This window comes from Streptomyces sp. NPDC052042 (genome assembly GCF_044548345.1).
Taxonomy (GTDB): Bacteria; Actinomycetota; Actinomycetes; order Streptomycetales; family Streptomycetaceae; genus Streptomyces.
Genome location: NZ_JBIUBU010000004.1, coordinates 76,315 through 103,154, shown reverse-complemented (window position 1 = coordinate 103,154; position 26,840 = coordinate 76,315). Strand labels below are relative to the sequence as shown.

Sequence of the window (26,840 nt, the reverse complement as noted above, 5' to 3'; positions counted from 1 at the left end):
TGGATCATGTCGCCGGGCCGGGGGTGTTCGTGGCGTCGGCTGCTGGCCCTGGTGGCTCGGATGACCTGGCTTTGACGGCCCCATGGGGCCCACACGGCTTCAGCTGACCAAGCCGGTCATCGCGGTAGCGGAGGGATATGCGGTGGCCGGCGGGCTGGAGCTGGCCATCTGGTGCGATCTCCGAGTCGTGGCCGACGATGCCACCTTCGGTGTCTTCTGCCGGCGCTGGGGCGTGCCGCTCATCGACGGCGGCACGGTCCGGCTTCCCCGCCTGATCGGAATGAGCAGGGCGATGGACATGATCCTCACCGGCCGCCCGGTCGATGCCCGGGAGGCAGCAGAATCCGGGCTGGCGAACAGGGTGGTCGCGGCCGGAAGCGCCCGCGCCGAGGCTGAGGCGCTGGCCCGTCGGATCTCGGGGTTCCCCCAGACATGCCTGCGCAATGACAGGAGATCCGCCTACGAGCAGGACGGGCTTTCGGAGCCCGACGCCCTCCAGTTCGAAATGACGGTGGGCCTGACGTCACTGCAGACCGACGGGGCCTTCGGTGCTGCCCGCTTCTCCGCCGGGGCCGGACGGCACGGCTCCTTCGGCTAACCTTCTGCGCCGTGGATAAGCCGTAGATAACAGGTGCCGTCGTACATCCACCGGCAGGTGTCGCCCGTGCTGCGGCTGTCGCCGCAGCCGAGCATCCCGGTCCGCGAGTCGGATGCGGCCGACGAGGGGCGGGGCGAATCCCTTCCTCGGCGGCGGCGTCAAGACCGAACAGATCCCAGGTAGCGGGGCCAGGTCCTTGACAGACACGGCCCCGCTACTCCAACAGGGGGTCAGCCCGCCCAGACCTCGGCCTCGTCGGCCGGGACGGTGGTGGCCAGGCCCAGTTCCTTGCGGGCGGCGACCGACTTGTGCGGGTCGATGTCGGTGAACGCCGAGTCGTAGGCGATGTAGAACGCGTCGGCGTCGGCGGCGTTCGCGGCCTTCTTCCAGTTCCCGGCCGCCTTCGTCAGGGTCGCGCGGAGCTTGCCGACCTCGGTGCCCTCGATGCCGTCCAGGCCCTTGACGTGTGCGTCGAGGGCGGCCGCGACAGCCTTGGCCTGCGCCTTGTAGCCGTCCAGGTCGTCCTCGACGCTGTCCTTCTCGGACTGGTTCGCCCACAGGGCCTCGTAGACCGCGTTCGAACCCTTGAGGTACGTGGCCTGCTCGGGCTTGAGGGACTTCGCGGTGTTCAGCGAGCCGCTGAACTTGCCCTTCTCCGCGGTGTAGGTGCAGCTCACCGCGCGGTCACCCGTCGCCCAGCTCTCCTTGGTCGGGGTGTAGTAGAAGAGGGCGACGCCCTTGGGGAGCGCCCAGGCGTCCGGGGCGTACTTCTGCGCCTCGACCGGGCAGCGGTTGTCCGCGATCGTCGCGACCTCGTCGTCGCCGGGGTATTCCTTGCCCTTGTCGATCGCGAACTCGCCGACGACCTGGCCCTCGTGCGCCTCGTCGCAGGGCACGATCTCGACGGCGTACGCCGTGCCCTCGTCCTTGCCGTTCGGGTTGTAGCAGTCACCGATGTCCAGCGAGAACACCGAGCGCTGACGAGCCACCTTCTTCGCGCCGTCCTTGGCGCTGTTGACGGCGTCGGAGACGCCCGAGCATCCCACCGCGCCGATCGCGAGCAGGGCGGCAACGGCAGATATGCCGCGAAGGGAACGATACGGAGCACGGATTGTCATGACGTGTACATCCTCATAAGTGATCTTTATCAACGCCCGCGCATCGTATGCCATTCCTGTGGCCCGGTTGTGCGGTGGCCCTCACCTCACCGCGACGTCTCTGACTCGCGGCGGGCCGCGAGGGTTGTATCCGGGCTGCTCGCAGGTGGGAGTCGGGAGGACCCTGTGGCACTTCTGTGGAGCCGGGCGCTGTTGGCGAGGTACGCATTCGCCATGAACCGGTCACACCTCTTGTCGGCCGGATGCCCGCGGGATCTCTGCCGTCGGCAGCCTTGCATCACCTACTGCGTCCATGTCACCGCGATCGACTCATGCTGCTTTCACTCAGCGTCATGGACCCTGGGCATCGGTCACAAACGCGCAAGCGGTGCCTGGCTCGTCAAGGCCCGCACCAAGCGCCGCTCCGGGCAGCACCACCCTGGCGCCCCGGACCCCCCGGTACCGGCCGGATCGCGCCCTACCGCTTCCGATGGACCGTCCGGACCCTGAACGTTATGGGGGACACCGAGAACTCCGCGACAGGCCCGGACCACCCCGACGACGATCCGCAAGCCCTCCGTGAAGGCGCCACCGCACCCGCACCACCCGCCCCGTCCCACTGCCCGGACTGCGGCCTCGCACAAGACCGCTACGCAACCCACTACGAAGGCCACTGGGTCCTTCTCGAACCCCGTGCTCTCGTCCCCGCCCACACCCTGCCCCCGCGCCGGCGCTGGATCATCACCACGGACGGGGCGGCCATGAACCTGTGGGACGCCGAGCCCATCCCCGGCACTCAATGCCGAATCGCGCACCGTATGGTCTGCCCCTACCTCCAGCTCGAAGACCCTTGGCCCTGGGCGACCGTGCTCCGTCAGGAGAACGAACGTCGGGCGCAGCGCCTGTTCAACCTTCCCGACGGCTGGGATCTCCCCAACGCGGGCTGACAGGGGCCGACCGGTACCGTCGACCACGGCCGGACTGGTTCACCGCTGGTGACATGTTCTCCAAGCCGGCCCACGCGCCTCGGATCAGGGGTCTGGTCCGGGGCGCAACCGCAGCGGACGACATCTGCCTCGAACACCCCGCGGGCGCCCCGGACCACGGGGCGGTCCGGGGCACTGCCGCTGTCCTCTGCACGGTGCAGGCAGCGAGCGGGCGGCGTGCTGTGCAGCGTGGTGATCGGATGCGGGCCGACTACGGTCCTGGCGCGGGAAAGAGCGGACACTGAGCTCCTTCCAGCCTGCTGGCTATGACTGAGAGTCGTTGTGTGGACGGTCGGCCACGACGTCTGGTCACATGTCCGGTAGAAGAAGCCGGCGCCGTGCCTGCCCGGCCTCACGGGTCAGGGTGTGCGTCTGCGGCGGGCGCGGGCTGGAGGCTGCCCCGTGAGTCTCGTGCCCGCTCGTCATGGCGCCCGAAGGCGGTGCTTGAGCGTCGGTCGGCAAGCTCTGCTCGCCCTGGCCCATCTGTACTGCAACGACCCCACGGTGGCGATCCATCCCCTCTCCATACTCGGTTCAATTCTGAACCGTGAATGATTACTGTCCCCGTGTGGCAGGTCTGTGTGAGTGCATGAAGGAACAGACGAAACAGACGAAACAGACGAAACAGCGGATCACCTCTGCGGCACTGAAGTTGTTCGCCGAGCACGGATTTGATGCCGCGACGGTCAGCGAGATGGTCGAAGTCGCGAAGGTCACCCTCTTCGCCTACTTCCCAGTAAGGAAGCGCTCGCGCTGCAGGGCGTTGGTCAGGAAGACCTGGCCGAGATCGTGGCACAGCGACCGATGGAGCACTCCCCGCTCCAGGCGCTGGATCATCACTATTTCCTGCTGCGGGTAGCCCGTGTCCTACTGATCCTTCACTTCTGTGCACCTCGCTTGGTCGGGCTCGTTGGTGGGGCACATCCCCTGAAGTGGTGTAGCCGATCACGGTGGCAAAGGACCGGTTCACGACCGGAATTCGGGCTCCGCGGCCACTGCCGGACTGACCGTGCGTCAGCGCCGGCTTCAGCGCAAGCACGTCGGCCAACCTGATAGCAGCCGAGCGATCGTGAAGATCACCGGCGGGATCGGCTGCACGACTTGGCGGCAACCGTCGTAGGAAGTCCACGTCCGCCGCGCCCGAAGGCTGTCCGGGCTCACCAAATACCTTCTGACACAGGTGTGTTGGAATTCCCTTATGGCCACTCCCGCTGACGGAACCACACGCCTGAGTCCGGACGAGCCCGCGCACCGTCTGCGTGCCGAGATCGAGCGACTGAGAGACGAGGCGAGGCGCCAGAGAACACTCGCCCACCGCCGGGCGGAGTTCTGGACCAAGACGGACATCGCCCTCGGTTTCCCTGCGGCCCTGCTCGCGGGCACGGCGGGAGCGGCAGGACTGGCCTCGGCGGATGTGCGCATTCCCACCGCCCTCGCCGCTCTGGCCTCCGCCGGGCTCGCGGCGGGAGCGGGCTTCCTGCGCAGCGACACAAGGCGCCGCGCCAACAAACGCGCCCGGTACGCATGGGCCACCGTCGAGGCCAGGGCCACGGTGGCACTGACCCATGAGCACATGACCCATGCGGACCTGGGCGACCTGCTGGAATGCCGCCAGGCTGCGCTGGCGGCCTACGACGGAGAGGAGCCCCGGCCTGGGGCGTCGTGATCCGCAGCCCTTCGGCTGGCGCCCCGCGTTGAAGAACTCGGAGTGGGTGGCCGGCCTGGCAGGCGTAGCCGCCCCCGCGTCATCGCAGCCGAGCGACGGTGAAGAGCACCGGCAAGATCGGCTACTATCCCGCCGCCCGCGAGCAGTTCGTCATCGTGATCCTGGCGCGCGTCACCGCCGACACCTGGCAGCGCCTGGCCCTGATAGCCCGCCACCGCTGATGGGGTCGACTGATACTATTCCGCTGGCTCCACGGTGAAATAGGGCACACCCCGCCTGTCGAATACGAGGCCAACTACTGCCACGTATCCACGAAACCCTAGGTCACAGTCAACATCTGGGGTCTCTACCGAACCCGGAAACGGTTCGGTCCTGACCATTCTCGACGCCGGGCATCCAGACGCCGGTCAGGAGCCGGACACGGCTGGATCGGCCGGCTCCGAGCGCAGTAGCTGCAGGGCCCGCTCGGCGGCGGGCTGGAAGGCGTGCGGTTCAAGGTGCAGGCAGGCTTCGTACAGATCCGTCAGCTCGCGTACCTCGAAGCCGTGCCGGAAGGTGCTGTCCGAGTAGACTCGCGCCAGCCGTCGGCATCCTTGAAGTTTGGTGCGTTGGCCGTTTGGAAGGCGATGAGCTTCTTTACTAGGAGAATTTCGGAGATGAAGACGTCCCAACGCACGGTGCTTGGCACCGTCTCGGCCATGCTGTTGCTCGGTCTCGCAGGGTGCGCAGCTCCCGAAGGGTCTGCGGCACCAAAGAACAAGGAGCCTCAGAAAGCAGAGACGGAGGCTCCTGTAGCCAAAGAACGCAAAGCGCCCCAGTCTTGCACCGCACTCGACCTGACGCCGGGAGCAGAAATCGATGGTGCCGCGCTGGGCGTGTGCGTCTCGGAAGCTCTCTCAAGCTACGGCTCGGGCAAGATGCAGCTCACCGCCGACACCTACGGTGACATTGAATTCACTTACGATCCCAAGTACAGCTTCCAGGGCGAGATGCAAGGCTCTGACGGGCCGTTCAAGATGACTTTCCTGGATGATGTCATGTGGATCGACAGGGGTTCGGGCCCCGTCAAGGGCGATCTCAAGTCCGACGACCCCGAGGAAAAACTGGTAGGGGTGACCGGTGAACTCTATCGCATCTACTCGGACTTGGATCAGACAGCGCAGATGGTGAAGTCGCAGCCGGTCTGGAAGGTGGACGAGGCAATGGATAAGGTCTCGCTCCCCAACGGTGAGTCGGTGGAATCCTACAAGATCGTGAGCGACGGCCCGTTCAGTTGGAACGAGATCCCGGTGAGTGAGTTCATTCTCTGGTTCGGAAAGGACTGGGTGCCGGTCGGCGACCAAGCCTCGGTGGAGTTCATGGGCACGAAAGGCACGCACACTCAGAAGTTCTACGATCTTGGCGAACCCGTTACGATCAAGCCGTTGAGCTAATACTCCAGCAGCGAGGCTTTCCCAACCTCTTGGATATTCACGAAGGTTGGGGCGACTGAGCAACGAAGCTCCTGGTGGGTGGGTTGTCGATCAAGATCAACCTTCTCCGCCAGGAGCTTCATGTACCTGTCCACCCGTCCGGGTTGGATCCGTCTGTTTCCGTCGTGCGGCTGGTGGAACGAGAACTGGCTGCTCACCGATCAATGTCGCGGTGGTGAGCTCCCGCAGCCTGATCTCAGGTTGATCGCTCGCCGTCAGCTGCGCCGCGCGTACGGCGGCCCGCTCCTGTCCTTGCCCAGAGGGTACTTCGCGTCCTTACGCTGGAGGTTGGCCATGTGCTGCCCGGGCACCATCGTCTCGCCCTCGCCCCACACCGCGTCCTGACGCGGCGCGAGGTGCCCGGTGGCGCGCCGGTAGACCGGAGCGCGGTGAGCGTGGCCCGGCCGGTGCGGCGGTGCACATCGCTCTGTGACGGAGCAGTGATCTTCAGGGGTGCGGCTGCTTTGGTCTGGTGTCCCGTTGATTCGTTGGGAGTTGAGTCTTTGGGGAGCGGTTGTATCGGGTGTGATGGGCATGGCCTGGTGTCGCGTTCGGTTTTGATGTGCGGGCTGTTGGCCCGTGGTCCTGCTAATCGTGTGGGAATGATCTCACCTATACTGGACGCGTGATCATAGGGGGTGTCATGAGGCGACGATGGGTGTGGATGCTGGTCCTCAGCATCCCCGCGCTCGGGCCCTTGGGGCTTGCCGTCGCGGCGCTTGTGGTGTTCGTCGTCAACGGTCCGACAGCTGAGTTCTGGTTCCCCGGCCGGAACACAGACGGCATGATGAGGGCCTGGGGTGCGTCCATCGCTTATGCCTTCATGGCAGCTCTCGGGTTCTCCATGGCATGGGCCTTGTCGAAAGGCGCCGACCAGACCAGCGCGGAGGGCAGCGAAGATCCACCGCGGAATCGCAGGAATCCCTGACGAGACCTGCCACGGTCTTTGTGGGAACGTCGGGCTGGTTTGTGGTGGTGTGTGGCCTCGCCGTTCGTAGTGACTGCGACGAGGCTTGGTGGTGGCAGCGGCTCCAGGACCCGCCGCTGAATCCGGTTACGCGGGCGGCTTGTGGCTGCCGTCCAGCGCTGGACGGTTCAGGCGTGGCCCCGGACGCAGACGACGAGTACCGCGACAACGGGACACCGCCCCGACCCACCAGTGCATGCCGAGGGCATCGAGGTCTGCACGCTGCTGGTCGGTGAGCGTGCCTGCGCTTTTGCGGACGTTGTCGAGTCATGTGCCGAGCTTGACCACCACGACCCCCTCAACTCGGTTCTGACGGCCCGACGAGCCGGTCTCCGTCTCCAACTGCTCGGCGTGCTTCCGGGGCACCCGCAGAAGCCGGCGCAGGTGGGGCGGATCGCGGGCCCGTCACCGGGACGAGCCGCCTCGATCACGCTTCATTCCGGACGCGCACACATCGAGGAACGACATGAGTTCCTCCGCCTCGCCCTCTCCCGCGCCTCCCGATGCAGGACCGGGACCAGGCCGGACGAGTCGGCCCGGTCGCCGGACTTGCGCAGCAGATCGGCCTCGAACACTACGCCGATGAGCCGGTCCTGGTTCGTCCACCACGTGCACCGCGGTGACGTCGTTCACCGCCAGCAGCCTGGTGATCCTGGAACGGCAGAGCACGCCGCGCGCGGACGGCATCGTGGGTCATGAACTCCGCAACCATGCGATGACGCATCTGACGTGCGGCGAAGCGTTGACAGGTACTTCACCCCTCCCTAGTATCGCCCACACCGATATCGCTGTAAGCGATATGCGACGAGTTTTGAGGTTCGCCGCACCGCGGTCGGCGGCTGCGGGAAGCAGGGCCGCGCCCCAGCGTCTGTCCTAGCCCTTCCGAAAGGGATGCTCCATGGCTCTCGTCATCGTTGTAAGCACCTTCGCGTTGGTCCTCGCGGCCGCCAGCTTGTTCTCGCGTCGGTACGTGAAGTCCGGTGAGGACTTCTACCTCGCGGGGCGCCGTATGCCCTGGTGGGGAATCGGGCCCACCATCGCGGCCGGCCTCTTCGGTGGAACGTCCATGCTCGTCGTGGCCGGCAATTCGATGAGCTACGGCGTGAGCGCCATCTGGATTCTGGCCGTGCCGTCGTGGATCGGCGCCTTCGTGGCCACCGTCTTCTTCGCCAGGAAGGTCCGTGGGCTCAAAGGGGTCGCGTCCGTCCCGGATATCGTCGCCCTGCGCTACGGGGAAGGCACACGCACGGTCTTCACCATCGTCACCATCTTCTTCTATGTCGGATTCACCACCTCGCAGCTCCTCGCGCTGGGCATTTTCATCCACGGCTTCACCGGCGTCCCCCTGCTGCCCGCGATGGGGGCCACGCTGCTCGTGGGTCTGGTGCTGGCCGGCGCGTCCGGTTTCCTCGGTGTGGTCATCACCGACGGCATCATGTGCGTCATCCTCGCCATCGGCGTCGGAATCCTCGCGGTGACCGGTGTGCGGTGGGCGGGTGGCTGGTCCGGCATCGTCGACACCCTGGCCGCGGACAGCCCCGGACACCTCGACCTGTTCTCCCCGTCCATCACCCCTGGTGTCGCGATGGCCTACGTCGCGGCCTTCGGCCTCGCACTCGTCCCGCAACAGGACATCCTGCAGCGGTTCGCCAGCGCGAAGAACGCGAACCATGCCGTCCGCGGCGGCCTGTTCGCCCTGCTGATCTTCATTCCGCTCTACCTGTTTCCCATCGTCGCCGGCCTCGCCGCGACCGTGTGGCTGCCGCGGAAGGGCCACGGCGCCCTGCCCGCCGAATCACTCATCTCGTGGACGTCGAAGACCATGTACTCGCCGTGGGTCTCGGCCTTCCTGTTCCTGGCCGTGGCGGCGGCCATCCTGTCCACGCTCACCACCACCATCAACTCCTGCGCCCTGAACATCACCAAGGACGTCTACCTCCGCGTGACCGGGGACAAGGCTTCCCCGTCCCGCACCGTCGCCGTCGGCCGGATAGCCACAGTCCTTGTCGGCCTGGGGGCTTTGCTGTTCGCCACGGTTTTCGATTTCATTCTCGGGGCGCTCTACCTCGCGTTCTCCATCGCGTTCGCCGGCATGCTCGTCCCGATCGTCGCCGCGTTCTACTGGAAGCGCGCCAACGGGCACGGCGCATCGTGGAGTGCACTGTCGGGCAGCGGGTTCGTCATCCTCGACTTCGCCCTGCGCGAGCTGGGGGTCTCCGTGCCCTGGCCGGGCGAGCCCTACTCCCTGCTCATCGCGTTCTGCATCTCGTTGTTCGCCCTGATCGCAGGCAGCCTCCTGACGGCACCGCCGCCCGCTCACATCGTCGACGGGTTCGGCCGGTCGAACGACCCGAAGCTCACCGCCACGGCGTGACGCGCCGCTCCCTCCCTTTCACCCGTCATGTTCGTCTGTCGTAGACAAGGATTCGTCATGGGCGTGCCATTGAGTGCCACCTACCGGAACGGGCAGGTCTCGTTCTGGCGCAAGACCGCCGGCGATCTGCCCGCTCGACCGCCGCTCGAAGGCGACCTCCAGGTCGACGTGGCCATCGTCGGTGCCGGATACACCGGCCTGTGGGCGGCGTACTACCTCAAGACGGCCAGCCCGGACCTGCGCATCGCCGTCCTGGAGGCCCGTCACGTCGGATACGGCGCCTCGGGCCGCAACGGAGGCTGGCTCTCCGGCGAACTCGGCGGCTCACGGGAGCGGTACGCGGCCGAATCCTCCCGTGACGCCGTGGTACGCATGCAACGCGCGGTCATCGACAGCATCGACGAGGTGATCGATGTCGCGGCGGCCGAAGGCATCGAAGCCGACATCACCCGCAGCGGGCTCCTGTACACGGCACTGACGGAGAGCCAGCGCGGCCGACTGGCGAAGACGGTGGAGTACAAACGCGCGTGGGGAAACTCCGAGGAGGACTTCCGCCTGCTCACCGAGACCGAGATCCGGTCGAGGATCACCGTGTCCGGTGTCAAGGCGATGGCGTTCAGCCCGCACGGCGCCCGTATCCACCCGTTCAAACTGGCTACCGGGCTGGCGGACGCCGTGGAACGCCTGGGGGTGCGGATCTACGAGCAGACGCCTGTGCTCGGCATCGAACCGCGCACGGCGCGCACCACCCACGGTGTGGTGACCGCCGACTACGTCCTGCGCGCCACCGAAGGGTTCACCGCGGGCCTGCCGGGAGCGCGACGGCAATGGCTGCCGATGAACAGCGTCATGATCGCCACCGAGCCGCTGTCCGAGCAGACCTGGCAGCAGATCGGCTGGAACGGATTCGAGCTCCTGGGCACCCAGGGGCACGCCTTCCTGTACGCACAACGCACCAGTGACGGCCGGATCGCGATCGGCGGACGCGGCAACCCCTACCGCTTCGGCTCCCGCACCGACGTCGACGCCGCCGCTCGGCCCGGGGACGTCGAAGCGCTGTGGTCCAGCCTGACCTCGATGTTCCCCGAGGTGCGCGGATCGGCCGTCGCGCATTCGTGGTGCGGGGCACTGGGGGTGGCCCGCGACTGGTGCGCCACGGTCCGGCTGGACCACGGTACCGGCATCGGGATCGCCGGGGGCTACGCCGGGCACGGCCTGGCGATGGCCAATCTCGCGGGCCGGGCCCTGCGCGACCTCGTGCTGCGGCAGGGCAGTGACCTCACCTCGCTGCCCTGCGTGGGCCGCGCGGTGCGCACCTGGGAACCGGAACCGTTGCGCTGGATCGGGGTGCAGGCCCTCTACGCCCTGTACCGGCGCGCCGACCACAACGAACGCCACCGACCGGAAACATCGCGCCTCGCTCGGGTCGCCGACGTCATTTCCGGTCGGTAGGAGTACACAGAAGAAGGAGTGAAGGAACCAATGGGAAACGAACAGATCGAAGCCAGGTTCGACCGGGCCGCGGCTGTTGCGGAGCTGTCCGGCACGCGGGTCGAGCGGCGGGCCGAGGCCCTGCTGCGGCCGGGGGTACCGACCTTCGCCGAGGTCGACCGTGTCCGCCTCGGCGGATTGCGGGACTACGACGCCGTCTTCTACGGGATACCGTTCGAAGGCTTCGTGGTGAAGGACCCGCGCAACTTCTACCCGCAGGGCACGGCCCCCGCCCCGGGCCACGACGTCTACTCACGTCCCGGCGCGTACGAGGCGCCCACGGCGATCCGGCAGGCATCGCTGTTCTACTCGATCGACCACTCGAACTGGCTGCTGCCGGAGCGCGGTCTCGTGGTGGGCGACCACCTGAGGGTGGGCGATCTCGGTGACGCGCCGATCGGGGAGCAGAGCCCCGAGGAGATCCTGGAGTGGCTTCCGGGGCACATCAGTGAGATCACCCGGGCCGGCGCCGTGCCACTGATCTTCGGTGGTGACCACAGCGTGTCGCTGCCGACCATCGCGGGCATCTTCGCGGCGACGGGCAAGAAGCTCGGGGTGGTCACCTACGACGCGCACTACGACCTGTCGTGGTACCCGAGGTACTGGGCGGGCTCGCAATGGGCCCGGGCGATGGAGCTGGGCGCTCTCGACCCGGCCAACCTCGTCCACCTCGGTATCCGCGGAGTGCGCAACTCCCACTTCTGGCACGCCGCGGCAGCCGAACTGGGCACCACGGTGCTGACCATCGACGACATCGAGCGACGAGGCATCGAGGAGGTGAGCGTCGAAGCACGGGAACGGGCCCTGAGCGGTTGCGACGCGCTGTATGTCTCCATCGATGTCGACGTGTTCGACCCGGCAGCGCTGCCGGCCCAGAAGTACCCGGAGGTAGGCGGACTGACCACTCGTGAGATGCTGTGTTCTCTGCGTACCGTGCTCGGTGACGGACGCGAGCTGGTCGGGTTCGACTTCTCCTGCCTGGGGCCCGCCTACGATCACCAGCATCACGGCGCGGCTGTGGCAGGGCGGTGTTACATCGAGGTGCTCGCGGCCCTGGCGGCGGGCCGGAAGGGCTGAGGTCTGACGCATGGACCACCACGATCCGTCCGCGGTCGGGAGGACGATCAGGTCGCTGCGCATCCAGCAGGGCATCACGATGGTGCAACTCGCAAAGCATGCTGGGATTTCGCAGTCCTATCTCAGCGAGATCGAAACCGGCAAGGCGTCACCAAGCCTCACCACTCTCTTCGCGCTCGCGGAACAACTGGGGATGACCCCCGCCGGCCTCCTGCGCCCCTCCGTGCAGGAGGACGAGATCGTGGTCGTCCGGGCCGATGAGGCCGCCGATGTCTACCCGATCAGCGACACCACCGGTCACATTCACTTCCGGGCCGTCCTCCGGCAGGGGCCGCTGTCGATGTCGGAGTTCGTCGCCGCCCCCGGCGACGACCTCACCGGCGACTTCAGCCACAGCGGCTACGAGGTGATCTACGTGGCACAGGGCAGCCTGGTCGTGACCCTCAGTGGTCGCGACCCGGTGTTGCTCACCGTCGGCGACACCATGTCCTATCCGGGTGAACTCCCGCACTCATGGGAGATCGCGGGGACGGAGCCGGTCCGTGTGTTCCAGGTCCTCGACGCACCCACCGCCCACCCTCCGCACTGAGGCGGGCCCATGGGCCGGCGCCCGTACCGGATGCGCTGATCACGAAAGATGTGCGTCTCCGGGGTTCGCCAAGGGGCGCCGGCTTGCCCGGTTGATCTCGGCGACGACCTGGTCCAAGTGGGCCTGCATTTGGCCTGTCACCTGACGGGCAACAACTCGACATGATCATCGGCGGACAGCGGAACCGGCACATGCCCCGTCATCACCACCAGCGCCGCCCACATCTCGTTCGGCGACACGGCGCCACGGCGACCTGCGGCATCATCGGGTGCCGCAGCGCTTCGTGCCCGAGCTCCTGCCGCCCGGCGACGACCCACGCGTCCAGCAGCTCCTGCGGCTGCGCCAGGCTCCAGTACGCACCCCCTTGCGCCGCTCTTCCGCCAGTCCACCACCGTGCCCCTACCTCATACCACCCGATGGCGGGCGGTGCTGAGCACGGCGGCGCTGGGCTTCCTGGCATGGGCATTGGTCCGCTACGGCGCGGCGGGCTGACGGGCGCTCACAACGCCACGGGGCACGAACACCCTCAGCGGCTTCCGGGGCCCTTCCGGGCTGCACGGGCCCCTGGCGAGCGACGGCCGCGGCGGACGGGGCCCGCCGCGGCCGTCGCTCGGCCGTCACTCGGCGCTGTTGAGGAACACTGAGGTGGTCGGCGCGGTGTGGGAGACGTTGATCCCTCCGGCGCCGGTGAAGTCCGCCGTCTCGTTGCCGTTCCAGTCGGCGATCGGGGAGCCGTCGCGCGCGAGGTGCAGGAAGCGGCCCGGGGCGTCGGCGGCGGAGCCGAACTGGAAGACCGGCTGGGGGCCGGCGCCGTTGCGCGTGTACGGCGCGTACTCCTGGTACGGCCCACCGGGGACGAGTTGCTTGCTGAGGACGTTGTCGTGGAAGACGTTCTGCGGTCCGGAGGATCCGGCCCACTTCGCCGCCTTCGCCCCGGCGGCCCACCAGATCGGGTACCAGGTGCCGGTCTCGACGCCGCCGCCCTCGCCGCCGCAGCGGGCGGTGCAGTTGCCCGGGGAGTGCTCGTACGGCACGCGGACGGTGTTCTTCTCGAAGAGGTTGCGGCGCTCCCAGCCGCCGTGGAGGTTCAGGTCCGAGTCGAAGTCGTTTCCGTAGACGACGTTGCCCGAGGAGGACCACTGGAGGGTGAAGTGGCGCAGGTTGCGCGTGGTGTTGTATGCGTACAGGGAGTCCCAGACGCGGCTGCCGCGGAAGTAGCCGTTGCCGCCCTTGCCCTTGTTCCAGGCGCCGTCGAGGTGGTTCTTCTCGAACTGGAGGTTCTTGGCGACCTCGGTGACGACCGGGTGGGAGCCGGACATGCCGGAGGTGACGCCGCGGGCCCACGAGTCGGCGGCCCACTTGAAGACGATGCCGTGCATGGCCGCCTCGGGCGCGAGGTTGCCGTAGTTGTGGGTCGCCTGCTGCCGGGTCAGACCGGGCGCCTCCTGGGTGAAGGAGAAGTCCTCGAAGCCGACGCCGACCACCATCTTCAGCGGGGTCACCTTGCTGACGTACGCGGTGCCGCCGATCGGTGCGGAGCCGTCGGAGGTGGAGTCGACGGGGAGGTCGAACTCCAGCGGCTTGTCGAGGGTCACGGTGCGGTCGGCCACGTCCACGGCGCTGATGCGGAAGACCTGCTGGCGCATGTGCAGGTCCTCGTACTGGCTCGTGTCCGTGGCGCCCTGCCGCTCGTAGAACTTGCGGCTGTTCGCGGCGCCCACCCACAGGTGTCCGCCGACGCGGAAGCGGGTGGTGTCGGCGTTCGAGGCCAGGTGGACGACCTGGCCGCCCTCCCGGGCGGAGTAGGCGGAGTCACCGGTCGCGCCGCGCAGCTTCACGCCGGAGGCCCAGTGCTGGTTGATCGAACCCTCGTAGAGGTCCTTGCGGTTGGCGGGGGCCGCGGCCCACTCGTCCTCGTAGCGCGGGGCGCGCTCGCGGGTCTGGACGCGGAAGAGCCCGCGGCCCGGCCAGATCCAGCCGCCCTTGGCGGTGTCGGCCCCCGCCTCGTAGGTCATGGCGTCCTGGTCCCAGCGGCCGCCGTCCTTGGTCAGGGTGTCGTAGCGGGTGTTCGCGTCCGGGGCGAAGACGATCCTGGTGCCGCCTTCACCGCCGCCCTGGCCGCGCAGGACGAGGTAGTCGGCGTCCATGGCGATCTGCCGGGTGATGTCGATCTGTCCGGCGGGCAGCTCGATCAGGGAGAGCCGGTCGAAGGTGGCCGTGCCACTGCACTGGGTGCGGATGTGGTCGATGGCGCTCTGGAGCCCGGCGGAGTCGTCGAGGCCGTCGTCGGGCGTCACTCCGTAGACATCGGTCAGGTGTTGCGGGGTGATCCGGCACGACGCGTCCCGGTTGAACTGCTTGCTGCCGGGGAGGTCGGCGCCGCCGCGGTAGCCGGCCCCGGTCCAGTTCGGCAGGCCGGGCAGGGGGCCGCGGCGGTGCTGCGAGGAGAGGTCCCGGGAGGACGGCTTCTCGGTGTAGCGGTGCCGGTTGATGGTCTCGATCGCCCGGTGGGTGGCGCCGCCTAGGGGCAGCTCGTAGAAGTCGACGGCCACGTAGTTGGGCTTCTTGCGGGCGGCGGGCCCGCAGTAGTTCAGCGCCCGGTCGACCAGTTCGTCGCCGTTGTCGATGGCGGCCGTGATGGTCGTGGGAGCGTCCCTGAACTGGTTCATGACGAACAGCGGGGTGAAGCCCGGCTCGCGGTGGGTGAGCGGACGCTCATCCCAGCGGCTGTAGCACTCCCACTTGTTGCCCAGCGGGCCGATGCTCCAGTGGTTCTCGACCGTCCACTTCTTGCCCTTGACGACGCCGATCTCGGGGATCGCCTCCGCGTCGGTGAAGACCAGCAGGCGTTTGCCCAGTTCCCGCATCTCGGAGAGTCTGGGCCAGCCCGCCGTTCGCACGCCCTGCGTCTCCGGGTCGAAGATCTCGGCCGCGAGCCCCGAGGTCTCGAACGCCTCCTTGAGGGCGGTCCGGTCGGTGACGTAGTCCTCCAGGAAGAGGGTGACGATCGCGTCCGGGTCGTTCTGGAGGTGGGTCGCGACCTCCTGGAGCCCCCTCGCCAGCGGGATGCCACCGTTCAGCTCACAGGGATTGTGGCACAGCACGAGGTTGCCGGACTTCTCGTAGACGTCGAGCATCAGTCCGCGCACGCCCTCTTCCAACTGGGTCGTCATGCTGCGCGACTGGTTGGGGGCCTGGTTGCCGTAGGCGTAGCTGTTGAAGGCGTTGTGGGCGGTGAGGAAGGTCGCCTCGTCGAGGCGGGGGTCGGCCGGAGGGGTGTACTCCTCCAGCGCCAGGTCGGTCAGGTACCACCGGCCGAGGCTCTGGGCCTGGGCCGAGTCGCCGAGAGAGAGCTGTTTTTTGCTGTTGTCGTCGCCGCCGGACGCGGTGGCCGCGACCAAATACTGTTCGCTCCCGGCGGACTTCAGCAGGTAGGTGTCGGCGTCGACCTCGTCGAAGACCCAGGAGGTGCCCTCCGCCCCGCAGGTCTTCAGCACAGCGAGCGGGCCGTCGAGACCGACGCAGTAGGCCCCGTTCACGTTGCTCTTGATGTGGTACGCCGCGCCGACCGCCTCGAACCACCACTGCTGGCGCTTCTCGGCCTTGTAGGAGCGCTGGAGGATCTTCCGGCCTTCCTCCATGTCGCCGTTCTCGGCGTCCACGGCGAAGCCGTTCATCACGTTCTGGATCTGAACCGGGCCGAGTCGGTTCGGCGGTCTTTCCGCCGCCTCGGCGACGCCGGTCGCGCCGGGCAGCGCGAACGCCGACAGCGCGAGGACGATCGCGCCGACGATCGCGCGGACCGGCCGCCCGGGGCGGCGATCTCGCTTGTGCATGGAAGGGGCTCCCTCGGAGAGTTGGGCCTTTCGGCCGACATGTCGACGCCCACTCTCCGGGGCGCCGCTAACGTTTTGCTCACGTCCGGCTGACGGCCGCCGCCGCGCTCACCAGCGGCCACGGCTCCTCGGCCGGTCGTCACCCGCCGCCGCCCGTAGGAGAGGTCGGCCAGATGAAGGGACAGCACCTCGCCCGGCCGCAGCCCTCCGTCCAGCACCAGCAGAAACATCGCCAGGTCACGCAGCTTTGTCAGGCTTGCGATGAAGTCCTCCAACACCGCCTCGTCCATAGGACGCGGGAGCCGCCGCGCCGCGCGGTCGGTGTCCTAGGTGCGCATGGCGGTCCGGTCGTGCATCCGGCCGGGCCGGTCGGCCCCTGACCACAGCAAACGCCCCGAGTCGTCGCCGATGGTCGTGGTCTTGGCGGTGTTCTGCTTCTTCTTGCCGGAGACGAACGCCTTGCGGCCCGCCCGGCCGGCCCTGGGGCGGCGGACCTGGGTCTCGGTGCCGTCGGTCCGCAAGTCGACGCCTTCGGCCTCGGCATGGGCGAAGACGTCGACCAGAGTCCGCAACCGAAGTCCCGGCTGGTTGGGGACGGCGAAGCCGCGGGCGGCGAGCAGCGGCCGGATCTCGTGGATGGCGCGGGTGACGGTGGGGCGGGTTACGCCGGATAGCTGTGCCAACGCCGCGTGGGGCAGCTGTAGGCGCAGGTGGACCACGGTGACCAGGACACGGTCGGTGAAGACGAGCTGGTGATTCGGCCCGGCGCCTACCGCGCGCTTTCGGTCGCCGCCCCGGCGTTCGCGCAGCGCGGACTCGCACTGGGCTGCCCATGGATCGGCCAACTCCTCGATCAAATCGCCGAGATGTGCACGTTCAAGGCCGCAGATGGCAGGACGGGACAAGGCCGCACGGGCCTGGTAACGCGTCACCACATCACCAACCCGTGCGGCCGCCTTCATGTCACGGTCGTGCTGCCACTACCGCGTACCACGTCGTAACAGGAGCTCCGTCTGTTCTCGGACCTCTTGACACATCAGCACCACGCTCAACTGCACGGCATTGGTATTAGGAGTCGAATCCGAGTCCGAACCTGTCGAGTGTGCGTAGCCACAGGTTGCGGTGCCCGCCGGTGTGGTCGGCGCGGTCCAGGGAGCGCCGAGTCAACTCGACGCCCACGTACCGCACCGGCTCCGGCGGGAAGGGCAGCGGCTTGGTACGCACCATCTCCAGGCGGGTGCGTGGGGTGTCACGGCCGGACAGCAGGTCGAGCATCACGTTTGCCCCGAACCGGCTGGCTGCCACACCGAGCCCCGTGTATCCGAGCGCGTAGGCCACCCGCCCGTTCATCGCCTGACCGTAGAAGGCGGTGAAGCGGGTGCAGGTATCGATGGCCCCGCCCCACGCATGGCTGAACTTCACTCCCGCCAACTGCGGGAATGTCGTGAAGAAGTGGTCGGCCAACTTCGCGAACGTCTCGGGGCGCTGGTCGAGTTCGTCCCGTAGCCCGTTGCCGTAGTGGTAGATCGCGTCGTAGCCGCCCCAAAGGATCCGGTTGTCGTCGGTGAGCCGGTAGTAGTGGAATTGGTTGCCCAGGTCCGACATCCCCTCGCGGCCCTTCCAACCGACCGATGCGAGCTGGTCGTCGGTCAGCGGCTCGGTCGTCAGTACGTAGTCGTACACCGGCACCGTGTACAGGCGCAGGCGGCGCAGTAGCGCGGGGAAGACATTGGTCGCGAGTGCCACCTGCCGGGCGCCGATCCTGCCGTAGGCGGTGTCGAGGACGACTCCTCGGCTGCCCTCGCGCATCCGCAGTACCGGGGTGTTCTCATGCATCCGTACGCCCAGGCTCAGGCACACCTCGCGCAGGCCCCAGACCATCCGGGCTGGGTCGGTGAGCGCGTATCCCTCGGCGTCGAAGGCGCCCGCCAGAAAGGTCGGTGAGTCGACCTTTGCGCGGATCTCGTCCCGGGTGAGGAAGCCGATCGAGCGGCCGTGCGTCGCAGCGAGGTCGCACATCGCCCGGGCCATGTCCACCTGGTGCGGCGCGGTGGCCGCCCACAGCTTGCCGTCGCGCCGGAAGCCGCAGTCGATGCCGTACCGGCGTAGGGTCTCTTCGATCTCGGCGAGGTTTTCCAGGCCCATGCGCTCCAGGTCGGCCAGCTCCCTTGGCCAGCGGTCGGCACCGTTGCCCAGGCCGTGGGTGAGGCTGGCGGAGACGAAGCCGCCGTTGCGGCCGGACGCTGCCCAGCCCGCGGTGCGTGCCTCGACCAGGACGACGTCCAGCGATGGATCGCGCTCCTTGGCGAGCAGTGCGGTCCACAGTCCGCTGAAGCCGCCGCCGACGACGGCGAGATCGCAGGTGATGTTCTGGGTGAGCGCTGGCTGTGGCGCCGGGGCGTCCGGGCTGTCGAGCCAGGGGCTCAGGGGTTTGGCCTCGGCGAGCGCGTCGGTGTAGGGGACGCTCACGGTGGGATGCCTCCGTTCAGGAGCGGTAGGGGAGGTGAAGGTAGTGGTACGAGACGAGTGGAGGCCGATCACGCACCGGCCGCCACCGACGGTTGATCCGGCGCGCGTCAGTCGACGACGTGCAGTGTGTGGGGCAGCCGCGAGAGGCTGCGGGCACCGTCCGGCGTGCACAGCACGGTGTCACCCATCTTGATCCCGAAGCCTTCGTCGGGCAGATGCAGATTCGGCTCGATGGTGAAGGACATCCCGGGCGCGAGCACGTGTTCGTCGCCCTCGACCAGCGTCATCGGCTCCAACCACCCGGGCGGGTAGGCGACGCCGAGGCTGTAGCCGATGCGGTGGCAGCGACGTCGTACGAGGTCCAGTTCACCGAGAACCGCGTTGCAGGCGTCGTCCGGGGCGGGCGCCGGTGCACCGGGGCCCGCCGCGGCGATGGCCGCCTCGGTGGCCCGCTCCACACACTCCGCGACCTCCTGGACCCGGGGCGACGGCTGTCCGACCACGGCGGTGCGCATCAGGACCGCGTGGTAGCGGTGCACGACTCCGGCGAACTCGATGCAGACCACGTCACCCCGGGACAGGGTCCGTCGCGAGGCCATCGCGTGTACCAGCGCGCTGCGCTCGCCTGAGACGACCATCGGCGGGATCGCGGCGAACTCGCTGCCCGCCTCACCGAGCGCCTTGCTTGCTATGCCCGCGAGTTCGGTCTCCGAAACACCCGGCCGGACCGCTGCGAAGACCTGCTCCATGGCGTAGTCGGCCATCTCGGCGGCCTGCCGCTGATACGCGATCTCGGCCGCGGACTTGATCAACCGCTCCTCCGGTACGAGCTGCGTCGCGTCAACCCAGCGGACACCAGGAAGCAGCGCGCGCAGCCGGTCCCAGTTGCCGGGCAGCAGCGTGAATGCCTCCAGTTCGATGCCGACTGTCGCTTGGTCGAGGCCGCGTTCGCGCACGCTCTCGGCAATGACCTCGACGGCATCCTGCGTTGCGATGTCGTAGACCCGCGGGGAGCGCAGCCACGACAGCATGTGCACGCCCGGTTCCTCGGTGGTGCGTGTGACGTACTCGGGCTCCGCGTCACCGGAGTCGATGACCAGTGCCTGTGGCCAGAGATAGCCCACAGAGCTGACGCCGGTGAGCCAGTTCACGACGTCGGGCATGGTGACGACGAGTCCGTCGAGGCCCTGGGCGGCCATCCGGGCCCGGACCCGGCGCAGTCGGTCGTCGTAGGTGGGCAGTGTGAAGGGGAGTTCCATGGTGCTCTCCGGCGGTTGAGGTGTACGGATGGCATGAGGCGCCGTCGAGTTCGGCGGTAAGGGGGGCAGTCGGGATACGGGTCACAGGTCCCAGTGGGGCGCCAACGCCGCACGGACCCGGTCGAGTGCCGCGTCGCCCCGGGTGACGTCGTCGGGCACGTAGGCGATCGGGTCGGCGAGTCCGGGTTGGCGGCCAAGCAGTCCCTCAACAGTGGCGTGCAGACAGTAGGCGGCGTAACTGCGCGCGTAGCCGCCTTCCTGGGTGAGGACGAGCCGACCGCCCGTCAGCTCTCGGCTCAGCTCGCCGAGCAGGGTACCGATCCGGTGGAAGCCGGCCATGGTCACGTTGTGCTGGCCGTTGGCGTCGAAGGTGGCCGCGTCCTGTCCCGACGCGGCGACGATCAGTCCCGGCCGGTACTGCCGCAGGACGGGCCGGACGATCTGCTCGATCGCGTTGGCGTATGCCTGGTCGCCCGAACCGACCGGCAGTTCGATGTTGATGTTGTGCCCGAGGCCCGTGCCGCGCCCCAGTTCGTCCGGGCAGCCGGTCTGCTGATGAGTGCTGCCCCATGCGCCATGCGCCATGTGCAGCGAGACGGTGAGGACGTCGGGTCGGTCGTAGAAGCACTCCTGGGTGCCGTTGCCGTGATGGACGTCCCAGTCGACGACGGCGACCCGGTCGACGCCTCGGTCCCGTGCCCGCTGGGCGGCGAGTGCGGCGTGCCCGAAGACGCAGTAGCCGTCGGCCTGCGCAGGCTGTGCATGGTGGCCGGGTGGTCTGACCAGCGCGTACGCCATGCCGCACACACCGTCGAGCACCGCGTCCACGGCTTGGAGACAGGTCCCGGCCGCCGCGAGCAGCGGCTCCCAGGAGCCAGGTGCGATCGTGGTCGTGGAGGTGAGCCAGTGCCGGGCGGTGCCACCCTGCTCGCACAGGGCGCGCACCTCTTCGACATACGACTCCGTGTGCACGGTGGTCAGTTCATCCTCGGTCGCGAGGCGTCCTGGGTGCCACACGAGGTGCTCGGCGGCCGGCCCGCGTTCCAGCACCGCCTTCATGTTGCGTACCCGCGCGGCGTTTTCGGGGTGCAATTCCTGCTCGGCAAGGAGATCGGAGGGGGCGGCCTCCCAGAAGCCGGACCCGGTGTCGTGATCCAGGACGCGCTCGTCCCAGAACACATGAATGGTTTCGCCCACGGTCTGTTACTCCTGCGAGGGGGTCATCGAGTACGTGAAGAACGCGGGCTCGTCGCCGTTGTTCTCCAGGTGGTAGGTCCAGCCCGGCGCGAGGTAGACACAGTCGTCGGGCCCCAGGTCGAAGTGGCCCTCGTCCCAGGTCAGCCGAAGGTGTCCGCGGATGATGAAGTACGTCTCCTCGACCGGACCGTACCAGTGGTCGCCGTCGGCGACTTCGTCGTCCTGGCGTGAGGACCAGACGTTGGTACGCTCGCCCGGTTCCATCCAGGCGGCGCCGAGCATCAGGTTGGAGCCGTTGCGCTGCTTGGTGATGACGCGGGCGATCCGCACCCTGGTCACCGCTTCGGCGGCCGGGGTGACTGGCACATCGGCGAGAGCGACGACACTGGGCGGGACTCTGCCGGGAACGGCGCTGCTGCCGTGGGACATGACTCACTCCTCAGGTGGCTGGAAAGGGGTGTCGCGAGCTGGGGCGTCCGGGGCCGGCCCTCGGAACGCCTACGGGTCTCTTCCGAACGGCTCGGTAGCGCACCGACCGCCCCCGCACGCGGCGCGTACGGGACATGGCCGGTAGCGGTCCAGGTGCTCGGACGGGCGAACCGCCGGTCTCTCAGGCGTCCATGGCGTCGGCTCCCTTCGCGCCCCCGGACGTCTCGGTGCCGTCCGACGCGACCGGTACCAGCGCTGCCTGTTCGACGGGCCATGCGACCCTCACGGGGGAGCCGGGCCGCAGCTGCTGCTCCTGTCCGGCCGCTTCCCGGAGCTGGACGTGTTGGCCGCAGGCCAGATCAACAGCGACCCTCCGGTACGCACCGAAGTAGACGATCTCCGTGACCGTGGCGTCGAGTGTGTTGTGTGCCTCAGGTGCGGCTTCACCGGGCGCGAGGAGCCGCATACGCTCGGGCCGTACCACCAGGGCGACCTGATCTTTCCCGCCCACCGCAGTGTCGGTGCCGGGCGGGACAGCCAGTTCGTAGCCGTCGCCGGTGAGGACGCCCGGTGCCGTGCGGCGTCCGGTGAACACGTTGGACTCGCCGAGGAAGCGAGCGACGAAGAGGGTCGCAGGCCGCTCGTACAACTCCTCGGGAGTGCCGACCTGTTCGATGCGGCCCTCGTTGAAGACAGCGATCCGGTCGGAGAGAGCGAGCGCCTCCTCCTGGTCGTGGGTGACGAACACGAAGGTGATGCCCAGCTCTCGGTGCATCCGGGCGATCTCGCCCTGGAGCTGTTCGCGCAGCTTCTTGTCGAGGGCGCCCAGCGGTTCGTCCATCAGCAGGACGCGCGGGTTGAAGACGACGGCCCGCGCCAGCGCCACCCGCTGCTGCTGCCCGCCGGAGAGTTGGCTGGGAAGCCGGTCGGCCATCCCCTCCAACTGGACCATCCGCAGGGCCTCTGCGACCCGCGTCGCGATCTCGGCCTTGGGCACCTTGCGCTGTTCCAGCGGGAAGGCGATGTTCTTCGTGACCGTCATGTGCGGGAAGAGCGCGTAGTGCTGGAAGACCATTCCGAGATCACGCCGGTGCGGCGGCAGACCGGCGACGTCCACACCGTCGACGGTGATGCTGCCCTCGGTGGCCCTGCTGAACCCGGCGATCATGTTGAGCGTCGTCGTCTTGCCGGAACCGGACGGGCCGAGGAAGGTCATGAACTCCCCGACCTCGATGTCCAGCGAGACCCGGTCCACTGCGGCCCGTCCGCCGTAGCGCTTGGTGAGCTGCCGCAGCCAGACCGCAGCACCGCGGGCCCGCGCCGCCCCGGACGCACTGGGCGGGGACGCGGCAGTCGGAATGTCGGTCGAAGCGGTGGTGGTGTCGGCCATGTCAGCGTTCCCCCTCGCGCCCGGTGCGCCGCAGCAGTTGCGGCAGCAGGATCAGCGCGGTAGTGGCGACGAGCACGATGCTCGATGCGGCGGCGATCGTCGGATCGGTCTCCACGGTGACGCTGCTGAACATGGTCACCGGAAGGGTGTGCAGGGTCGGGCTCTGGAGGTAGAACGCGATGACGACCTCGTCGAGCGAGGTGACGAAGGCGAACACCGCTCCGGAGAGCACGCCCGGCGCGATGAGCGGTGCCGTGATACGCCGGAAGGTGGTGAACGGGGTCGCGCCGAGCATGGCGGCGGCCCGGTCCAGCCGACGATCGTAGCCGCGCAGGCTGGTGGAGACCGCGACCAGCACGAAGGGCACAGCGAGCGCGGTGTGCGCCACCACGAAACCGAGAGCGGTACCGGACAGCCCCCAACTCAGGAAGGCCGCGTACACGGCGATGGCGGCGACGATCTGCGGCACTACCATCGGCGCCATCAGCAGGCCGTTGATCAGCCCCTTGCCGGGCAACCGCCCCCGGTCCAGGGCCAGCGCCGCCAGGGTGCCGAGCACCGTGGCGAGGGCCGCGACGGCGACGGCGATCTGGAGCGAGGTGACGAGCGAGTCACGCCACGTCGGGTTGGTGAAGAAGTTCCGGTACCACTGCAGCGACCAGCTCTCCGGCAAAAACGCGAAGCTGCGCTTGCCGGTGAAGGAGAGCGGGATGACGACAAGGGTCGGCGCGACCAGGACGGCGCCCACCAGGGCAGCCCAGAGCCTGAGCCCGATGCCGCCGCGGAAGAGCTGGTTCTCCATGGGTCAGCGCTCCTTTCCGGACAGACCGAGGACCGCGCCCGCCCGGCTCACGCGGGCCACCACGAGCAGCAGCAGCGCGGTGATCGCCAGCAGGATCACGGAGAACGCCCCCGCCCCGCCGAAGTCGAGCAGCTTCTCGACCTTGGTGCCGATGACCTGAGCGACCATCGACTCCTTGGGGGAGCCGAGCAGCTTCGGGGTGACGTAGAAGCCGAGGGCGAGGACGAATACCAGGGTCGTCCCGGAGATCACACCCGGCATGGACAGCGGCAGATAGACCCGCCGGAAGCTGGTGAACCGCCCCGCGCCGAGCCCGGACGCCGCGCTCAGCAGCCGCCGGTCGATCCCGCTCATCACGCTGTAGAGCGGCAGGACCATGTAGGGCAGCAGGACCTGGATCATGCCGATCGCCACGCCGGGGGCAGTACCGAGCAGCCCCCCGTCCCGTCCGAACAGCGACCCCAGCATGCCGAGCGGTCCGCCGTCCTGGAGCAGCACGATCCAGGCGAAGTTGCGGGCCATCAGGCTGGTCCAGAAGGGCAGCAGGACCAGCGCCATGAGCACCGCGCGGGTCCGCGGCCCGGACACCGTCATGAGGTACGCGTACGGGTAAGCGAGGACCAGGGTGGTGACGGCTACGACGAACGAGGTGAGCAGGGTGCGCACCACGACCCGTGCGGTGGTCGGGTCCGCCAGCAGGTCGCTGAAGTTGCCGAGCCCCGGCGCCGGGTCCGTGAACGCCTGCCAGATGATGTCCACCAACGGATAGGCGAAGAACACCAGCAGCATCAGGACGGCCGGGGCCAGCAGGAGCAGTTGCCGGTTCCGGTCGCCCAGGACCCGGTGGCGCGGCGTACGTGCCGGGGCACGCCCAGCGTCGGAACCCGGATCCTGCCCGGGAGCACGGGCTCGTCCCGTGCTGGTCATAAGGTTGGTCATGGTGGTCACCTTGTTCTCCGGAGTTCGGCCGATCGGCGTCCGTCGGCTCAGCCGGTGGCCCAGTCGGTCCAGCGCTTGGTGGCTTGGTCCTGGTTCTTCGCCCACCAGCCGACGTTCTGGTAGAAGCCCTTGTCCTGGATGTCGGAGCGGGCGGTGTTCCACGCCTGGGCGAGGTTGTCCAGCTTCGGCTCAGCGTCGGAGTTCACGACCGCGTAGGGCTGGTCCTCGGCGAAGGTGGCCTGCCCCTTGGGACCGGTGGCGTACGCGATGAAGTCCATGGCGCGCTCCTTGTTCGGGGCGCCTTTGGGGACCATGAGGACCGCGTAGGCCAGCATGTTGTCCTGCCACACCGGCTTGTACGCAGAGCCGTTTTTCGCGGCCATGTACGCGCGTCCCGACCACACCAGGGCCATATCGGCCTGCTTGGACTCCAGGGCCTGCTGACTCTGCGCGGAGGTCTCCCAGAAGCTGAGGTTCTTACCGAGCGTGTCGAGCTTCTTGAAGGCGCGGTCGTAGTCGAGGGGGTAGAGCTTGTCGGGGGTGACGCCGTCACCGATCAGGGCGGCCTCAATGGCGCCGCCGGTGGCGAAGCCCGGGGCCAGGCGCTTGCCGGGGAACTTCTTCGTGTCGAAGAAGTCGGCGATCGAGGCCGGTTGAGCGTCGGGGTACTTCGCGGGGTTGTAGACCAGCACCAGCGAGTACATCGCGTCCGGCACCGCGCAGTCACTCACCGTGCCCTTCGGGAACTTCGACTTGTCAATCTTGTTGAAATCGAGTTTCTCCGCGTACTTGCCGCAGGCGCCGACCGGGAAGAACGGCTCGGTGTCCACAACATCCCAGGTCACGCGGTTGGCCTCGACCATGGTCTTGATCTTGGCGTAGTCGGTCGGCTGGTCCTGGACCGCCGTGACGCCCTCGGTCGTGGCCCAGGGCGTCAGCCATGCCCTGGCCTGAGCCTCCTGGTACCCGCTTCCGTACGAGGTGAAGGTGAGCTTCTTGCTCCCACTGCCGGCGCTGCTGGAGCCGGTGGAACATCCTGCGGTGATCACGGTGAGAGTGACGACAGCCGCCGTCACGCCCAGGCGGCGAGATGGGAAGTACACAGCTGATCCCCCCTTTGAGGTGGCAATAATGCCTTATTATTGTGATGACGATCCGGTTGGCAATACCCGTTCCCACTTCGCGAGATCCGGGAGGACATGCAGAGATGGCTCCACAGAGCGCGCACACCGACGGACAGGACAGCTCCCGGCGGGCCGGCTCCGCCGTGGCCGACATCGACCTGACGGCCTGGCGACGGCTCCAACTCATCGGCGCAGCAAGCGAAGTGATTTGCCGTAATGGCGTGGATGGAGCCCGCCTGAAGGACATCGCCCAGGAGGCGGGCGTCTCTTTGGGGATGGTGCAGCACTACTTCCGGCGCCGCGAGGAACTGATCACCGAGACGATCAGCTCGATGCTGGAGCTGACCCTCGCGACCTGGCGCTCGATGTCGGAGCGCGAGCCCGATCCGGTGCGCAGGCTCTTCGCGCTGCTGCGGTTCCAGGTCGCCGGGTGGGCGCCCTTCAGTAAACGCTGGTCGTTCTGGATCGAGTTCTGGTCGGCCGCCAACCGGGACGCGACGCTGCACACCTATGCGCAGAACGTGTACCAGCGCTGGGAGGAACCGTTCCGCAACGCCATTGACGCGGGCGTGCGGACCGGGGACTTCCGCCCGGCCCTGCCCGCCGACCGGCTCAGCCTGATCCTGATGTCTCTCGCCGACGGGGCCGCCGTGCACGTCCTGATGGCTGGGGACTCGCTCGATGAGGAAGGCATGTTCGACCTGCTCATCGACATGGCGTGCCGGATTCTCGGCATCGAGGACGAGGTCCGCGACCGTGCCCTTCAGGAACTGCCCCGGATCATCAGCCCGTACTACCCTGAGGAGCCGGAGCCCGGCGACGGAATCGACTGGAGCCCGCTGATGAGGGCGCTCCAGGAGTGAGAGAATCTCAATGACGAGGTCAAGCGGTCTGCGCGACCGGTGGGGCGGAGGCGAACGGCCTCCTGTCGCGCAGCATCGCCCGCAGCACGTCGACGCGGCGGCGGGCGAGTGCGAGCAGTGCCTGGATGTCGATCAGGCCCTCGGCGCGTTTCTTTAGCGCCTCGACGGGCCCGGTCGCATCATCGCGGACATGCAGAACAGCCGGCGCTGACGTC

The 26,840-nt window shown here is 68.0% G+C and carries 20 protein-coding genes and 4 pseudogenes; 12 read left to right on the top strand and 12 right to left on the bottom strand.

The features are described from left to right. Nucleotides 1-73: 73 nt before the first annotated feature. A pseudogene (locus ACIHCL_RS09970) lies at nucleotides 74-598 on the top strand (crotonase/enoyl-CoA hydratase family protein); the annotation flags it as partial. Nucleotides 599-828: 230 nt separating this feature from the next. Here the strand turns inward: ACIHCL_RS09970 and ACIHCL_RS09965 are convergent. After that, nucleotides 829-1,716, bottom strand: a complete 888-nt coding sequence (locus tag ACIHCL_RS09965) for a septum formation family protein (RefSeq protein ID WP_399859201.1) — start codon at nucleotides 1,714-1,716, stop codon at nucleotides 829-831. 494 nt (nucleotides 1,717-2,210) lie between these two features. Between ACIHCL_RS09965 and ACIHCL_RS09960 the strand changes: the two genes are divergently transcribed. The 10 genes and pseudogenes from ACIHCL_RS09960 (at nucleotide 2,211) to ACIHCL_RS09915 (ending at nucleotide 12,317) form a co-directional block, all read left to right on the top strand. After that, a complete protein-coding gene (locus ACIHCL_RS09960; protein WP_399859198.1) occupies nucleotides 2,211-2,642 on the top strand; it encodes a DUF6083 domain-containing protein in 432 nt (143 codons plus the stop codon). Nucleotides 2,643-3,270: 628 nt separating this feature from the next. Beyond that, nucleotides 3,271-3,369, top strand: a pseudogene (locus ACIHCL_RS09955) (TetR family transcriptional regulator); the annotation flags it as partial. A 510-nt stretch (nucleotides 3,370-3,879) separates the two neighbouring features. Then, nucleotides 3,880-4,347: a hypothetical protein gene (locus ACIHCL_RS09950; protein ID WP_399859195.1), complete on the top strand. Its 468-nt coding sequence runs from the start codon at nucleotides 3,880-3,882 to the stop codon at nucleotides 4,345-4,347. A gap of 98 nt (nucleotides 4,348-4,445) precedes the next feature. Next, the gene (locus ACIHCL_RS09945; RefSeq protein ID WP_399859192.1) at nucleotides 4,446-4,568 is read left to right on the top strand and encodes a hypothetical protein; all 123 of its coding nucleotides are present in this window, start codon (nucleotides 4,446-4,448) and stop codon (nucleotides 4,566-4,568) included. A 264-nt stretch (nucleotides 4,569-4,832) separates the two neighbouring features. Then, nucleotides 4,833-5,780, top strand: coding sequence for a hypothetical protein (locus ACIHCL_RS09940; RefSeq protein ID WP_399859190.1), 948 nt, complete (start codon nucleotides 4,833-4,835; stop codon nucleotides 5,778-5,780). 664 nt (nucleotides 5,781-6,444) lie between these two features. Continuing rightward, the gene (locus tag ACIHCL_RS09935; protein ID WP_399859187.1) at nucleotides 6,445-6,747 is read left to right on the top strand and encodes a hypothetical protein; all 303 of its coding nucleotides are present in this window, start codon (nucleotides 6,445-6,447) and stop codon (nucleotides 6,745-6,747) included. A 937-nt stretch (nucleotides 6,748-7,684) separates the two neighbouring features. Next, nucleotides 7,685-9,160: a sodium:solute symporter gene (locus ACIHCL_RS09930; protein ID WP_399859185.1), complete on the top strand. Its 1,476-nt coding sequence runs from the start codon at nucleotides 7,685-7,687 to the stop codon at nucleotides 9,158-9,160. Nucleotides 9,161-9,217: 57 nt separating this feature from the next. Continuing rightward, nucleotides 9,218-10,612, top strand: coding sequence for an NAD(P)/FAD-dependent oxidoreductase (locus ACIHCL_RS09925; RefSeq protein ID WP_399859182.1), 1,395 nt, complete (start codon nucleotides 9,218-9,220; stop codon nucleotides 10,610-10,612). 30 nt (nucleotides 10,613-10,642) lie between these two features. Then, nucleotides 10,643-11,728 carry an arginase family protein gene (locus ACIHCL_RS09920; RefSeq protein WP_399859179.1) on the top strand — a complete coding sequence of 362 codons (1,086 nt, stop codon included), beginning with the start codon at nucleotides 10,643-10,645 and terminating at the stop codon, nucleotides 11,726-11,728. 10 nt (nucleotides 11,729-11,738) lie between these two features. Continuing rightward, the gene (locus ACIHCL_RS09915; RefSeq protein WP_399859177.1) at nucleotides 11,739-12,317 is read left to right on the top strand and encodes a helix-turn-helix domain-containing protein; all 579 of its coding nucleotides are present in this window, start codon (nucleotides 11,739-11,741) and stop codon (nucleotides 12,315-12,317) included. Between the two features lie 617 nt (nucleotides 12,318-12,934). Here the strand turns inward: ACIHCL_RS09915 and ACIHCL_RS09910 are convergent. From ACIHCL_RS09910 to ACIHCL_RS09865, 10 genes and pseudogenes are all read right to left on the bottom strand, one after another. Further along, nucleotides 12,935-16,153 (bottom strand): RICIN domain-containing protein, encoded by a 3,219-nt coding sequence (locus tag ACIHCL_RS09910; RefSeq protein WP_399859174.1) that lies wholly within the window; start codon nucleotides 16,151-16,153, stop codon nucleotides 12,935-12,937. 332 nt (nucleotides 16,154-16,485) lie between these two features. Further along, a pseudogene (locus ACIHCL_RS09905) lies at nucleotides 16,486-17,115 on the bottom strand (transposase family protein); the annotation flags it as partial. Nucleotides 17,116-17,221: 106 nt separating this feature from the next. Continuing rightward, on the bottom strand, nucleotides 17,222-18,622 hold the full coding sequence (locus ACIHCL_RS09900; RefSeq protein WP_399859171.1) for an NAD(P)/FAD-dependent oxidoreductase: 1,401 nt from the start codon (nucleotides 18,620-18,622) through the stop codon (nucleotides 17,222-17,224). A gap of 107 nt (nucleotides 18,623-18,729) precedes the next feature. Beyond that, nucleotides 18,730-19,881: a M24 family metallopeptidase gene (locus ACIHCL_RS09895; RefSeq protein ID WP_399859168.1), complete on the bottom strand. Its 1,152-nt coding sequence runs from the start codon at nucleotides 19,879-19,881 to the stop codon at nucleotides 18,730-18,732. A gap of 81 nt (nucleotides 19,882-19,962) precedes the next feature. Next, a complete protein-coding gene (locus tag ACIHCL_RS09890; RefSeq protein WP_399859166.1) occupies nucleotides 19,963-21,078 on the bottom strand; it encodes a hypothetical protein in 1,116 nt (371 codons plus the stop codon). A 6-nt stretch (nucleotides 21,079-21,084) separates the two neighbouring features. Beyond that, nucleotides 21,085-21,507, bottom strand: a complete 423-nt coding sequence (locus ACIHCL_RS09885; RefSeq protein ID WP_399859163.1) for a cupin domain-containing protein — start codon at nucleotides 21,505-21,507, stop codon at nucleotides 21,085-21,087. Between the two features lie 181 nt (nucleotides 21,508-21,688). Then, nucleotides 21,689-22,897, bottom strand: coding sequence for an ABC transporter ATP-binding protein (locus ACIHCL_RS09880; RefSeq protein ID WP_399859161.1), 1,209 nt, complete (start codon nucleotides 22,895-22,897; stop codon nucleotides 21,689-21,691). Between the two features lies 1 nt (nucleotide 22,898). Further along, nucleotides 22,899-23,699, bottom strand: coding sequence for an ABC transporter permease (locus tag ACIHCL_RS09875; protein ID WP_399859158.1), 801 nt, complete (start codon nucleotides 23,697-23,699; stop codon nucleotides 22,899-22,901). Nucleotides 23,700-23,702: 3 nt separating this feature from the next. Further along, nucleotides 23,703-24,638, bottom strand: a complete 936-nt coding sequence (locus tag ACIHCL_RS09870) for an ABC transporter permease (protein ID WP_399859155.1) — start codon at nucleotides 24,636-24,638, stop codon at nucleotides 23,703-23,705. Nucleotides 24,639-24,685: 47 nt separating this feature from the next. Beyond that, nucleotides 24,686-25,741, bottom strand: coding sequence for an ABC transporter substrate-binding protein (locus ACIHCL_RS09865; protein WP_399859153.1), 1,056 nt, complete (start codon nucleotides 25,739-25,741; stop codon nucleotides 24,686-24,688). Nucleotides 25,742-25,845: 104 nt separating this feature from the next. Between ACIHCL_RS09865 and ACIHCL_RS09860 the strand changes: the two genes are divergently transcribed. After that, a complete protein-coding gene (locus ACIHCL_RS09860; RefSeq protein ID WP_399859151.1) occupies nucleotides 25,846-26,625 on the top strand; it encodes a TetR/AcrR family transcriptional regulator in 780 nt (259 codons plus the stop codon). 19 nt (nucleotides 26,626-26,644) lie between these two features. Here the strand turns inward: ACIHCL_RS09860 and ACIHCL_RS09855 are convergent. Then, nucleotides 26,645-26,838, bottom strand: a pseudogene (locus ACIHCL_RS09855) (IS110 family transposase); the annotation flags it as partial. Nucleotides 26,839-26,840 lie beyond the last annotated feature (2 nt).

Coding starts and splice junctions, on each gene's coding strand:
- ACIHCL_RS09965 (WP_399859201.1), bottom strand. CDS start 1,716: ATGACAATCCGTGCTCCGTATCGTTCCCTTCGCGGCATATCTGCCGTT.
- ACIHCL_RS09960 (WP_399859198.1), top strand. CDS start 2,211: ATGGGGGACACCGAGAACTCCGCGACAGGCCCGGACCACCCCGACGAC.
- ACIHCL_RS09950 (WP_399859195.1), top strand. CDS start 3,880: ATGGCCACTCCCGCTGACGGAACCACACGCCTGAGTCCGGACGAGCCC.
- ACIHCL_RS09930 (WP_399859185.1), top strand. CDS start 7,685: ATGGCTCTCGTCATCGTTGTAAGCACCTTCGCGTTGGTCCTCGCGGCC.
- ACIHCL_RS09925 (WP_399859182.1), top strand. CDS start 9,218: ATGGGCGTGCCATTGAGTGCCACCTACCGGAACGGGCAGGTCTCGTTC.
- ACIHCL_RS09920 (WP_399859179.1), top strand. CDS start 10,643: ATGGGAAACGAACAGATCGAAGCCAGGTTCGACCGGGCCGCGGCTGTT.
- ACIHCL_RS09915 (WP_399859177.1), top strand. CDS start 11,739: ATGGACCACCACGATCCGTCCGCGGTCGGGAGGACGATCAGGTCGCTG.
- ACIHCL_RS09910 (WP_399859174.1), bottom strand. CDS start 16,153: ATGCACAAGCGAGATCGCCGCCCCGGGCGGCCGGTCCGCGCGATCGTC.
- ACIHCL_RS09895 (WP_399859168.1), bottom strand. CDS start 19,881: ATGGAACTCCCCTTCACACTGCCCACCTACGACGACCGACTGCGCCGG.
- ACIHCL_RS09885 (WP_399859163.1), bottom strand. CDS start 21,507: ATGTCCCACGGCAGCAGCGCCGTTCCCGGCAGAGTCCCGCCCAGTGTC.
- ACIHCL_RS09880 (WP_399859161.1), bottom strand. CDS start 22,897: ATGGCCGACACCACCACCGCTTCGACCGACATTCCGACTGCCGCGTCC.
- ACIHCL_RS09875 (WP_399859158.1), bottom strand. CDS start 23,699: ATGGAGAACCAGCTCTTCCGCGGCGGCATCGGGCTCAGGCTCTGGGCT.
- ACIHCL_RS09870 (WP_399859155.1), bottom strand. CDS start 24,638: ATGACCAACCTTATGACCAGCACGGGACGAGCCCGTGCTCCCGGGCAG.
- ACIHCL_RS09860 (WP_399859151.1), top strand. CDS start 25,846: ATGGCTCCACAGAGCGCGCACACCGACGGACAGGACAGCTCCCGGCGG.